Genomic DNA, 11,811 nt, shown 5'->3' with positions numbered 1-11,811 from the left:
TCGATCAAGACGAAACGGGTGCGCGCCCGAACGGCCGAAGCCGTTGTCCGAACGGAGGTTTCACCGTCCGGTGAAGGTCGCTTTCCCCGGTCCGTCGGCGAGGAACGACTTCACGGCGTTGCGGAGGTCCTCGGTTTCGAACAGCGACGCGGCGATGGAAGTGATGTGCGCGTTGGCTTCGGGCACGCCGCCGGCGGAGAAGTGGTCGAGGACGCGCTTGGTCGCCGCGTGGGCCTGGGTCGGACCGGTCGCCAGCCGCGCGGCGAACGCCCGGGCGGCGTCGTCGAAACCCTCGTCCGGCAGGACGCGGTTGACGACGTTCCAGCGCTCGAGCGTCGCGGCGTCGTAGGTGTCGCCGGTCATGACGAACTCCTTCGCCCGGCCGACACCCGCCCGCGCGGCGAGCCGCTGGGTGCCGCCCATGGTCGGGGTCAGGCCGACGACCTTCTCGACCAGCCCGAACTTCGCGCGCGAAGCGGCGAGGATGAGGTCACAGGCCACGGCGACCTCGAAAGCCCAGGTCAGACACAGGCCGTGCGCGGCGAACACGGTCGGGAAGGGCAGCGCGGCGATCCGGTCGGGCACCGCCAGCATCTCGTCGAACAGCACCTTCGCCTCGGCGGGCGAGCCCTGGGCGTCGAACAGCGAGACGTCCACGCCACCGCTGACGATCTTGCCTTCGGCGCGGATCAGCAGCGCCCGCGCGGGGGCTTCTTCGAGGGAGCTGATCGCCGACGCCAGCGAGGTCTGCAGCGAAGCCGTGTACAGGTTCAACGGCGGGGCGTCGACGGTCAGGACGGCGAGCCCGCCGTCACGATCGAGGCGGACCTGCTGAGTCATGTTCACCCTGCTTCTTCGGCTTCGACGATGTCGTCCCAATACTGCTGGGCCTCGGGGCGCCAGTCGACGTGTTTGTGATGGAACAGCTCCGCCGCTTTCGTCCCGCTCCACTTCGCCGGCAGGAGCTCGGCGGGCAGCTGCGGGTCGAGGAACGGGAACCGCCGCCACTCGTGCACCAGCTCGGTCTGCGCCCGCAGCACCGCGCGGCCGCCGGTCGGGTGCAGGCCGGTGAACCGGTCGATGAAGTCCTCGTAGCGGTCCTTCAGCTCGGTCAGGTCCCACGACCGGGCGACCATGGACTCCTGCTCGCCGATCTCGCCGTACGCCGCGGTGAACGACATCGCCTGGGCGTCGAGGCCGAGCTCGTTGACGATCTGCTGGGCCTCCCGCTGGCGGCTGCGGTCCGGGCTGACCCACACTCCGGCCACCGGCGAGCCGAAGCCCGCCCAGGTCAGCCGGGTGCGCAGCCGGTGACGCAGGTCACGCTTGGCCTCGGGCACCGAGACGATGAGCATCAGCCAGTGGCCGTCCCAGCGGCGTTCCTCCCGGCCGAACGCGTAGATCCGGTCGGCGCCCTCGGTCAGCAGCCGGCGGCCCGGCGGGGTGAGCGACCAGCGCACCCGGCGGCCGACGCGCTCGGAGACCACCCAGCCCTCGGCCGCGGACCGGGCCAGGGCCTGCCGCGCCGACTTCTCCTCGATGTCGAGCATGCCGAGCACCTCGACCAGCATCGACGTCCAGACCGGGGTGTCGCGCGGCAGCGCGTACTCGCCGAGCACGGTCATCAGCAGCGACCGGGCGCTGGCGTGGCTGACCTCGCGCCGGCGGCTGACCTGCGGCCGGGGCGCGGACGGGCGGCCTTCCCTCGGTTTCGGCCTGCGGCCGAGGGTGACCGGGGGAGCGGATTCGCCCATCTGTGTTCACCAACCTCACTGCACGGGGGGTATCGACAACCGAACAGGTTACCCACACTCAGTGATCAAAGCGCCACCGGACACACACCGTCGGTGGCTTTGACCTTGATCTGACAGTTCACCACGTGCCCGTAGACTCGGCTACCTCATGAGCGCAACTCTCGTCGCGAAGGACCTGGCCGCGGGCCACGGTGACCGCATCCTCTTCTCCGGCCTCGATCTCGTGGTCGCGCCGGGCGACGTCGTCGGCCTGGTCGGGGTCAACGGCGCCGGCAAGTCGACGCTGCTGCGGACGCTCGCCGGGCTCGCGAAACCCGACGGCGGCGAGATCCGGCTGAACCCGCCGACCGCCACCGTCGGGCACCTGCCGCAGGAGCCCGAGCGGCGTGAAGGCGAGTCGGTGCGAGGGTTCCTGGCGCGCCGCACCGGCGTGTCGGCGGCCCAGGCGGAGCTCGACCACGAGACCGAAGCCCTCACCGCGGGCGAAGCCGGCGCGGACGACCGGTACGCCGCCGCGCTCGACCGGTGGCTCGCCCTCGGCGGCGCCGACCTCGACGACCGGGCCGCGGAGGTGGCCGCCGACCTCGGGCTCGCCGTCGACCTGGACCAGCCGATGACGTCGCTTTCCGGCGGCCAGGCCGCGCGCGCCGGGCTCGCATCGCTGCTGCTGAGCCGCTACGACGTCTTCCTGCTCGACGAGCCGACCAACGACCTCGACCTGGACGGCCTGGCCCGGCTGGAGCGGTTCGTGTCCGGGCTGCGCTCGGCGACCGTCCTGGTCAGCCACGACCGCGAGTTCCTCGCCCGGACCGTCGACCGCGTCGTCGAGCTGGACCTCGCGCAGCAGCAGGTGAACGTCTTCGGCGGCGGGTACGAGGCCTACCTCGAGGAACGCGAGGTCGCGCGGCGGCACGCGCGCGAGGAGTACGAGGAGTACGCCGGGACGAAGTCCGCGCTCGAGGCGCGCGGGCGGATGCAGCGGTCGTGGATGGAGAAGGGCGTCAAGAACGCCCGCCGGAAGCAGCCCGACAACGACAAGGTCGGCCGCAAGTTCCGCACCGAGGCCACCGAGAAGCAGGCCTCGAAGGCCCGCCAGACCGAGCGCATGATCGAGCGCCTGGACGTTGTCGAGGAGCCGCGCAAGGAGTGGGAGCTGCGGATGGAGATCGCCGCGGCCCCGCGGGCGGGCGCGGTGGTCGCGACCCTGCGCGGCGCGGTCGTCCGCCGCGGCGGGTTCACGCTCGGGCCGGTCGACCTGCAGGTCGACTGGGCGGACAAGGTCGCCATCACCGGCGCGAACGGCTCCGGCAAGTCGACGCTCCTGGCCGCGATGCTCGGCCGGATCGCCCTCGACGAGGGTAATGCCGCGCTCGGGCCCGGCGTGGTGGTCGGCGAGGTCGACCAGGCCCGGAAGCTGTTCCTCGGCGACGTCCCGCTCGCGGACGCGTTCGCCCGGGAAGTGCCGGAGCTGCCCGACGCCGACGTCCGGACGCTGCTGGCGAAGTTCGGGCTCAAGGCCGCGCACGTGCTGCGGTCCGCGGCGACGCTCTCGCCGGGGGAGCGCACCCGCGCGGCGCTCGCGCTGCTGCAGGCGCGCGGGGTCAACCTGCTGGTGCTGGACGAGCCGACCAACCACCTCGACCTGCCGGCGATCGAACAGCTCGAGGCGGCGCTGGACAAGTACCCGGGCACGCTCCTGCTGGTGACGCACGACCGCCGGATGCTCGACGCGGTGCACGTCACCCGCCGGCTCGAGGTGGACGGCGGCAAGGTCCGCGAGCTGTGAAGATCCGCGAGGCGGCTCGCGAAGACGGCGACTTCCTCGCCGACATGCTCGTGGCGGCCGTGAACTGGTCGCCGGAGTGGAAGAAGAAGAGCCGGCGCCGCGTGCTGGCGGCGCCGAACACCGCGCACTACATCGCGGGCTGGCCGCGCGAAGACGACCTGGGCGTGGTCGCCGAGGTGGACGGTGAACGCGTCGGCGCGGCCTGGCTGCGCTTATTTCCGGCCGAGGAACCGGGATACGGGTTCGTCGCCGCTGACGTCCCGGAGCTGACGATCGGCGTCGCCTCGGCGTGGCGGGGCCGCGGGGTCGGGCGGGCATTGCTGCGGGCGCTCGAAGCCCGCGCCGTCGAAGCGGGAATCGGGCGGATCGGGCTCAGCGTCGAACGGAAGAACTTCGCCCAACGGCTGTATCTCGCCGAAGGCTACGAAATCGTCGGCGCGGGTTCCGCGGACTCCGACACCATGGTCAAGATCCTCACCTGAGCCCGCATCGGCTGACGCTGTAACGACGTCCGGCACACCGCCGACCTACCACCCGTTCGGCGGTCGAGCGGATGGGCGGAGACATGACGGTCAATCGGGGCGGCGTTTCGGACACCGAGTCCCTGTGGCGCATTTCGGGCAGTTTCGGCCCGCTTTCGATCGGCGTGGACATCCCTTACCGGCCCGGGCTGATCGCCGACATCATCCGCGCCGAGATCGCGGACCCGCTGACCTTGCTGCTGCAGAAGGTGCTGCACACGACCGAGTTCGTCGGCGGCATGCCGTCGTCGGTGCCCCGCCGGGACCGGACGCCGAAGGTGCTGGACGTCGACCAGCTCCGGGCCCGGCTCGGTCCGTCGAACCGCCCGCCGCGCCACCCGGAGCCGGTGCGCGTCACCGGCGTGTTCTCACCCGCCGTGCTGCTCAACGCCGGCTGGTGGGAGCGGGCCAGGGGCGGCTCGGACCCGGTGGGCCGCAACGGGATCCAGCAGTGGACCTACGCGGGCTTCGAGGAATGGGCGCCGTCGTGGGACTTCACGAGCGAGGACGGGCCGGACCGGACACGGTTCTTCCTGGGCCAGCTCGGCCGGGGCGACGAGGCGAACTCGATCCTCGTGGCCGCGGTCGGCGAGAAGGGCCGGGCCATCCGCAGCGGCATCATGCCGGAGCTGCGGGCCAAGGGGATCGGCGCGCTCAAGGCCGAGGTGACCGCGTTGCTCTGCCACCGGTCGCACCTGATGACGCGCAACCCGGCGCTGGGCGCCGCGGCCACCCGGTGGCAGGGCGAGTTCGACTACTGCCTGCTGCTGGACTCCGAGCAGCACCGGCTCGACCCGCTGCGCGAGATCCCGGACTACTACTCCGCCTACGTCTGGCAGTGCTGGTGGGCCGCCGAGCGCGCGCCGAAGGACCAGCCGCCGCGGCTGGGGGACTGCTACCTGCTCTGGGAGCACACGGATCTGACCAACGTCGACGCGCTCCACTACAACCTCGACAGCCTGGCGCACAAGGCCGCCTACGTCAGCAAGCGCCACGGCAAGCTCGAACTGCTGCAGAAGTCCGGTTTCCTCGTGCCCGGCGATCCCGCGCTCGACTCGACGGAGTTCCAGCGGCTGCTCGGCGCGATCGGCGAAGGCGACCGGCGGTGATCACCTTCCGCGAGCTCACCGCGGACCCGGACGACCTCGCCGTGCTGGCCGAGTTCCACCGGAGCCTCTACGTCAGCCTGTTCCCCGACCCGGACGAACGCGAGTCGCTGGAGAACATGGCCGGCTACCTGCGGCTGAAGGAAGCGGGCTGGTACGGGCCGAACAGCTACCACATCGTCCTCGCCTTCGACGGCGAACTGCTGGCCGGCGCGGTGATCGCCGACTACCTGGCCGAACCCGCCGCGGGTGTGATCGAATACCTGCTCGTCTCGCCCGAGGCGCGCGGCCGGGGTGTCGGCCGGGCACTGCTCGACCACATCGAAACGGTGCTGACCGCCGACGCCGGCGGGCTCGAGCTCGCCGGGGTGGTGGCCGAGATGAACGATCCGCGGGCGGTGTCGGCCCTGACCGACAACCTCGATCCGGTCGCGCGGGCCCTGATCTGGCACCGGTACGGCTACTTCGGCCTCGACTTCCCCTACCGGCAGCCCGCGCTTTCGCCGGGGCAGGCGCCGGTGACCGGGCTGATCCTGATCGGCAAGCCGCTGTCCGCGGCCTGGCGCGACCGGGTCCCCGCCGCCGCCGTCACCCTCGTCGTGCGGGAGTACCTGCGGTGGGCCATGCGGATCGAGCGTCCCGAGGACTCGGCCGAGTACCGGGGCATGGCGGCGCACCTGAGCACGCGCGACGACGTCGGCCGGCTGCCGCTGGACCGCTACGTCGGTCACGAAACCGCGCGGCCGCTCGACGTGCACAGAGTCACCGGACCGGACGACAAGGACTTCGCTCGCACCCTGGACGTCTACCGGACCGCGTTCCCGCCCGGGCCGACCGCCGTCGGCGAGGACGAGTTCCGGCACGCGGTGACCGAGCCGGGTTATCACCTGTGGGCGTTGCGCGCGGATCCGGCCGACCCGGAGCCGTCGGGGATGGCGTCGTTCCACACGCTGAGCGCGGCCGCGCTGCTGGGCTACGTGACGTTCACGGGCTCCGTGCGCGGCTCGGGCCGGTTCCCGGCGCTCGTCGCCCGGCTCGAACAGCGGCTGCTCGCCGACCGGGCCGAGGTCCGCGGCTGGTACGCCGAACTCGGCCCCGGCACCGACTGCACGCCGTTCCGCCGCGTCGGCTGCCGCGAACTGGCTGTCGACTACCGGCAGCCCGCGCTCGGCGCGGGTGAAGACGTGCCCTGCCGCCTGTTCTTCAAGCCTCCCGGCCGGATTTACGATTCGCCCCGGTTGTCCGCGCCCGACCTGCTGGTCGACGTCGCCGAGGTGCTGTCAGCGGTGTACGGCGTGGCCGCGCCGCGGGACCACCCGACCTACCGCCGGATCGCCGAGGCCCTGACCACCGAGGTGGTCGCCCTCCGCTAGCCCTTGGTCGCACCGCCCGTCAGGCCTTTGACGAACTGCTTCTGCAACGCCAGGTAGAAGATCAGCACCGGCAGCGTCGCCAGGAACATCAGCGCGAACACACTCCCGAGGTCCGCCTGGTACTGGCCGATCGAGCGGTAGATGCCGGTGGTGATCGTCGTTCCCTGGCTCGGGCCGAGGATGATCAGCGGGTCGATGAAGTCGTTCCAGATCCACACGCCGAGGAAGATCAGCACCGACGCCGTCGCCGGGCGCAGCAGCGGGAACACCACCCGCCAGAACACCTGCATGCGGTTCGCGCCGTCGAGCCGGGCCGCCTCCTCCAGCTCCACCGGCACGCCGCGGATGAAGCCGGTGAACACGAACACGCCGAACGGCACGTAGTACCCGACGTTGAACAGGACCAGCCCCTGCAGCGTCGCCATCAGGTGGGTGACGCGCAGGACGTCGGTGATCGGGATGAGGATGACCTGCGGCGGGATCATCAGCCCGGCCAGCAGCACGACCGTCAGCGCCTTGGTCCACCGCTTGCCCGACCGCGCGAGGTAGTGCCCGAGCAGCGCCGAAAGCACGGTGAGCACGAGGATCGACAGCACCGTGACGACGATGCTGTTGGTGAGGCTGACCCAGAACAGCCCGTCCGGGCGGGTCAGCACGGCGTGGATGTTCGCCAGGGTCGGCGGCAGGGGGAGTGCCGCCGGTTCCGCGGCGATCCGGTCACCCTGCTTGAAGACGTTGGCCAGCACCAGGTACAGCGGCACGAAGAACACGGTGCTGACGACGAGCGCGGTCGTCGGCCGCAGCCGGGAACGCGTCACAGGTCCACCTCGCGGCGGCGCAGGAAGCTCAGCACGACGGTGGTCACGACCGCGACGATCACCAGCATCAGCACCGCCATCGCCGACGCGTACCCGACGTGGTTGGCGTCGAACCCGGTCTGCAGCACGTCGAACGCGATCGTCGCGGTCGACCCGGAACCCGGGCCGCCGTTGGTGATCACCTTGACGTAGTCGTAGGTCTTGAACGCCGAGATCAGCAGCACGACGGTGTTGATCGTCAGCGACGGCGCGAGCAGCGGCCAGGTCACCGCGCGGAACCGGCGCACCGGCCCGGCGCCGTCGATCTCCGCGGCCTCCAGCAGCTCCGCCGGAACACCCTGCAGCCCGGCGAGGTAGACCACGACGCAGAACCCCAGCATCTGCCAGCACACGATCGAGGCGACCGAATACAGCGCGACGTCCGGATCGGACAGCCAGCCCGGCGGGTGCTCGATCCCCAGCGCCCGCAGGAGGTTGTTCAGCGGGCCCTGGTCGTCGAGCAGCCGGGACCACACGATCGAGACGACCACCGAGCTGAGGATCACCGGCGTGAAGAACACGCTGCGCAAGGCGTTGTAGAGCCAGCCCTTCCGGTCCAGCAGCAGCGCGACGCCGAGACCGAGGACGTTCGGCACGACCACCACGACGACCGTCAGGATCGTGGTCACCTTCAACGCGGTGAGAAACTGCTCGTCGGTGAACAGCAGCCGGTAGTTCTCCAGCCCCACGAACTTCACCGGCGGGTTGAACGGGTTGTAGTTGGTGAGGCTGTACCCGAAGCTGATCAGGATCGGCGCCAGCACAAAACAGAGGTACACGAGCACACCGGGCGCGCCGAACGAGGCGAAGTGCCACACCCGCGGCAGGACGGGCTTGCGCCGCCTGCCGCGGGCGGGCGCCCGGCGGGGCTTCGGTGGGGCGGGCGGGGAGACCACGGCGGTCAAGGTCGTCAGCCCGCCTTCGCCCATTCGGTGTCCAGGAACGTGCACGCGTCGGCCACGGACTTGCGGCCGGTGATGACGTCCTGGGCGGCCTGGTCGACCTTGTCCTTCATGCCCGGCAGCAGCCCGTCGTCCGCGGTCTCCCAGCGGAAGGCGTGGACGACGGCGTTCTGCTGGACGGCCTGGGTGTAGAGGTCGTAGCCGGCCTTGAAGACCGGGCCGACGCCGGCCGGCGGGGTGTAACCCTTGATCGCCGGGAACAGGCCGTCGGCCTTGACCGACGCGTCGAGCTGGTCCTTGTCGAGCTGGAAGCCGAGGGCGAACTTCTTGGCGGCGTCGAGGTTCGCGGCCTTGGCGTTCACGATCATCCCGCCGCCGGTGTAGGCGGGGACGACGAGCTTCCCGTCTTCGGTGGGGAAGTCGAACACGCCGATGTCGAAGTCGTGTTTCTTCGAGTCGGCGTTGGCGGCGAACCAGTTGCCCATCGGGTACATCGCGCTCTTGCCGTCGAGGAAGGCCTGCTCGGTCGCCGCGTAGTCGCGCGACACGCTGGTCTTGTCCACGTACCCCTTGCCGGCGAGGTCGGCCAGCTTGGCGAACGCTTTCTGGAACGCCGGGTCGGTGAACTTCACCTTGTCCTGACGGCGCTGGGTGAGCCAGTCCGGCGTCGTGTTGTAGACCTCGGTGCCGACCAGTCCGGAAAGGATCATCGACGACGGGAAGCCGTCCTTGCCGCCGCCGATGGTGAACGGCGCGAACCCCTTGTCCTTGAGCTTGCCGGCGTCGGTGACGAGCTCGTCCCACGTCTTCGGGGTCGCGGTGATGCCCGCGTCGGCGAACATCTTCTTGTTGTAGTAGACCGGCGGGATGGTCTGGGTGTTGGCCGGCAGCTGGTAGTACTTGCCGTTGACGGGGTTGGCCTCGGGGAACTGGAAGTCCTTGAGCTCGTCCGGCGTCCAGGCGTAGAGGTTGCCGGCTTCGGCGAAGCCCGCCGAGTCGACGGCGATCATCACGTCCGGGAACTGGCCGGACTGCAGCAGCTGCTTCGCGTACGACGTCCGGCCGTCGGCGGTCGGGGCGACGAGCTTCTTGACCTTCGTTCCCGGGTTCTTGTCGGTGACGCGCTTGATGGCGGTGTCCCAGTAGGCCGGCGTGAGGTTCGGGGTTTCGAACGTCAGGAAGGTGATCTCCGCGCCGTCGCCGCTACCGGCGCCGGCGCCCACCGAGCACCCGCTCACCGCCAGGAGCACCGCCGCTCCCAGCGCCAGGGACCTTCTCATCGTTCCTCCCGAACTCCACCCACCATATGTGATGTATGACGCATTTGATCGGACGTCTGATCGGGTGTCAAGCGTCGAATCCCGTCGAACCGTGGCGAGAGGCGCCGAGAGATCAGATCTTTCGCTGCAATCGGCGGAGAACACTGGAGAAATCGCCGGTCGGCAAGCCGAGGGGCAGCCCGTGGGCGAGCAGCACCGCGCCGCTGTGTGTGGTCCCCGAGTCCGGATCGAGGTACCGGTGAGCGGGATCGAGGCCCTCGAGCCGCAACGGCCGCTCCGGCGCGTTGAAGTGCGCGGCCTGCCGATAGGCGAAGACGACCGCGCGGTCACCGAGGACGTACTGGAGGGCGACCACCCCGTCGCCGGACGGCGGCCGCAGCCGGAACAGCGAGCCGTGCTGCACCACCGGCCGGATGTCCCGGTACAGCGCGATCAGCTCGCGGGCGAGCGCGAGGTCCGCCTCGGGCCAGCCGACGATGTCACCGCCGAGGCCGAGCACCCCGGCCATCGCGACGTGGAAGCGGAACCGCAGCGGCGCCGAGCGGGCCGTGACGAAGTTGGGGTTGTCGGTCACCCAGGCCGACATCGCCCGCGCCGGGTAGAGCTGGCCGTACCCGTGCTGGATCCGCAGCCGGTCGAGCGCATCGGTGTTGTCCGACGTCCAGACCTGGTCGGCGCGGGCGAGCACCCCGAGGTCGATCCGGCCGCCACCGCCCGCGCACGCCTCGATCCGCAGACCGGGGTGGTCCGCGCGCAGCCGGTCCATCAGCGTGTACACCGCTTCGGTGTGCTCGGTCCACAGGCGATCGGGGTCCGCGTCGGCCGGCCAGCCCGCCTCGCTGAACGGGCGGTTCATGTCCCACTTGAGGAAGTCGGCCCCGTGTTCGCCGACGAGCCGGTCGAGCCAGTCGTGCGCCCACGCGGCGACGTCGGCGCGCGCGAAGTTGAGCACGAGCTGGTTGCGCAGCTGCGAGCGACGCCGGTGCGAGTGGTGCAGCACCCAGTCCGGGTGCGCGCGGTAGAGGTCGCTGTCGGGGTTGACCATCTCGGGCTCGACCCAGATGCCGAACTTCATGCCGAGCCCGTGCACGGCGTCGACCAGCGGTTTGAGCCCGTCGGGGAAGCGCTCGCGGTTGGCGTGCCAGTCGCCGAGCCCGGCGTGGTCGCCGGTGCGCGCCCCGAACCAGCCGTCGTCCATGACGAACAGCTCGACGCCGAGGGCGGCGGCTCGCTCGGCGAGCGCGCGCTGGCCGGCCTCGCTGACGTCGAACCCCGTGGCCTCCCAGGAGTTGTAGAGCACCGGGCGCAGTTCGTCCGGATGGGGCAGGACGTGGTTCAGGACGTAGGCGTGCCACGCGCGGCTCGCGGCGCCGAAGCCGCCGCGGGTGTACAGGCCGGCGGCGACCGGGGTGGTCAGCGGCCGCCCCGGTCCGACCCGGTGGACCACGCCGTCCTGCCCGAACCCGCCGCTGACCGTCAGCCGTCCGGTCGACGAGCGGGTGGTCGTCAGCCGCCACGACCCGCTCCACGCCAGCGCGACACCGTGGACCTCGCCGTGGCGCTCGGTAGCGGTGCCGTCGTCGACCATCACCCAGGGGTTGGCGTGGTGGCCGGTGATGCCGCGCCGGCTGGCGAAGACGGTTTCGCCGTGCGGCACGGTTTCCCGGTGCAGCTGGGTCTCCGCGGCCCAGCGGCCGGTGACGTGGCTGAGGCGGTAGTCGTCGGACCGCGGCAGTGCCCAGGTCGCCGAGTCGGCCCGGACGACCTCGACCTCGGTGTCCGCCGTCAGCTCGGTCCAGCGTTCGACGACGTCGCCGCGCAGCCGGTAGTGGAGGGTGACCCGCAGCGGGTAGTGCCGGTCGGCGAACCGGACGCTCAGGTGGTCGCGCGCGATCTCGTGGTCTTCGTACCGCCATTCGAAGGCCCGGGTGCCGTTGGCGAACCGGACCTGCAGCGCCGGTGTCCAGTACCGGGTGCCCCCGTCGGCGGCGAGCTCGTCGAGTCCCTCGTTCGGGTCGTTGAAGCCGTCCCACCAGGGAAGCGTTTTCCCGGCGACCTCGGGCACGTCGCCGTCGGGCAGCGGCGGACCCCAGTACACGTGGGTCGGGACGTCGTCTTCGTTGAGCCGCAACGCATACGTGCTCGACTCCCCGGTGAGCACCCAGGTGCGGTGGTCCTCGAGGTAGCGGATCCCGGCCATGCGGGACATCCTGCTGCGGCGGCGCCGGGCCG

At 70.9% G+C, this 11,811-nt stretch carries 10 protein-coding genes; 4 read left to right on the top strand and 6 right to left on the bottom strand.

Annotated features, from left to right (window positions below; translation table 11 throughout):
* Window positions 1-60: 60 nt before the first annotated feature.
* On the bottom strand, window positions 61-840 hold the full coding sequence (locus ACZ63J_RS07670) for an enoyl-CoA hydratase/isomerase family protein (RefSeq protein ID WP_465398525.1): 780 nt from the start codon (window positions 838-840) through the stop codon (window positions 61-63).
* A 2-nt stretch (window positions 841-842) separates the two neighbouring features.
* The gene (locus ACZ63J_RS07665) at window positions 843-1,754 is read right to left on the bottom strand and encodes a PaaX family transcriptional regulator (protein ID WP_465339769.1); all 912 of its coding nucleotides are present in this window, start codon (window positions 1,752-1,754) and stop codon (window positions 843-845) included.
* 148 nt (window positions 1,755-1,902) lie between these two features.
* Here ACZ63J_RS07665 and ACZ63J_RS07660 point away from each other — a divergent pair, with 148 nt between their 5' ends.
* The 4 genes from ACZ63J_RS07660 (at window position 1,903) to ACZ63J_RS07645 (ending at window position 6,540) form a co-directional block, all read left to right on the top strand.
* On the top strand, window positions 1,903-3,540 hold the full coding sequence (locus ACZ63J_RS07660) for an ABC-F family ATP-binding cassette domain-containing protein (RefSeq protein ID WP_465398524.1): 1,638 nt from the start codon (window positions 1,903-1,905) through the stop codon (window positions 3,538-3,540).
* Window positions 3,537-4,022 carry a GNAT family N-acetyltransferase gene (locus ACZ63J_RS07655; protein ID WP_465439350.1) on the top strand — a complete coding sequence of 162 codons (486 nt, stop codon included), beginning with the start codon at window positions 3,537-3,539 and terminating at the stop codon, window positions 4,020-4,022. The genes ACZ63J_RS07660 and ACZ63J_RS07655 overlap by 4 nt, the downstream gene beginning before the upstream one ends.
* A gap of 83 nt (window positions 4,023-4,105) precedes the next feature.
* Entirely contained in the window at window positions 4,106-5,170 is a 1,065-nt protein-coding gene (locus ACZ63J_RS07650; protein ID WP_465398522.1) for a hypothetical protein, read from the top strand.
* Entirely contained in the window at window positions 5,167-6,540 is a 1,374-nt protein-coding gene (locus ACZ63J_RS07645) for a GNAT family N-acetyltransferase (protein ID WP_465398521.1), read from the top strand. The genes ACZ63J_RS07650 and ACZ63J_RS07645 overlap by 4 nt, the downstream gene beginning before the upstream one ends.
* Here ACZ63J_RS07645 and ACZ63J_RS07640 read toward each other — a convergent pair.
* The 4 genes from ACZ63J_RS07640 to ACZ63J_RS07625 all read right to left on the bottom strand — a co-directional run bounded on the left by ACZ63J_RS07640 (window position 6,537) and on the right by ACZ63J_RS07625 (window position 11,779).
* Window positions 6,537-7,358, bottom strand: a complete 822-nt coding sequence (locus ACZ63J_RS07640; RefSeq protein WP_465398520.1) for a carbohydrate ABC transporter permease — start codon at window positions 7,356-7,358, stop codon at window positions 6,537-6,539. The two genes, ACZ63J_RS07645 and ACZ63J_RS07640, sit on opposite strands and share 4 nt — an antisense overlap.
* The gene (locus tag ACZ63J_RS07635; protein WP_465398519.1) at window positions 7,355-8,326 is read right to left on the bottom strand and encodes a carbohydrate ABC transporter permease; all 972 of its coding nucleotides are present in this window, start codon (window positions 8,324-8,326) and stop codon (window positions 7,355-7,357) included. Before ACZ63J_RS07635 ends, ACZ63J_RS07640 begins: the two co-directional genes overlap by 4 nt.
* Window positions 8,308-9,579, bottom strand: coding sequence for an extracellular solute-binding protein (locus tag ACZ63J_RS07630; protein ID WP_465398518.1), 1,272 nt, complete (start codon window positions 9,577-9,579; stop codon window positions 8,308-8,310). The genes ACZ63J_RS07635 and ACZ63J_RS07630 overlap by 19 nt, the downstream gene beginning before the upstream one ends.
* Window positions 9,580-9,691: 112 nt before the next feature.
* Window positions 9,692-11,779 (bottom strand): alpha-galactosidase, encoded by a 2,088-nt coding sequence (locus ACZ63J_RS07625; RefSeq protein ID WP_465398517.1) that lies wholly within the window; start codon window positions 11,777-11,779, stop codon window positions 9,692-9,694.
* Window positions 11,780-11,811 lie beyond the last annotated feature (32 nt).

This window comes from Amycolatopsis sp. NPDC104863 (assembly GCF_055582965.1).
Note: the sequence above shows the minus strand (reverse complement) of the source record. Positions and strands in the feature narration are given on the sequence as shown.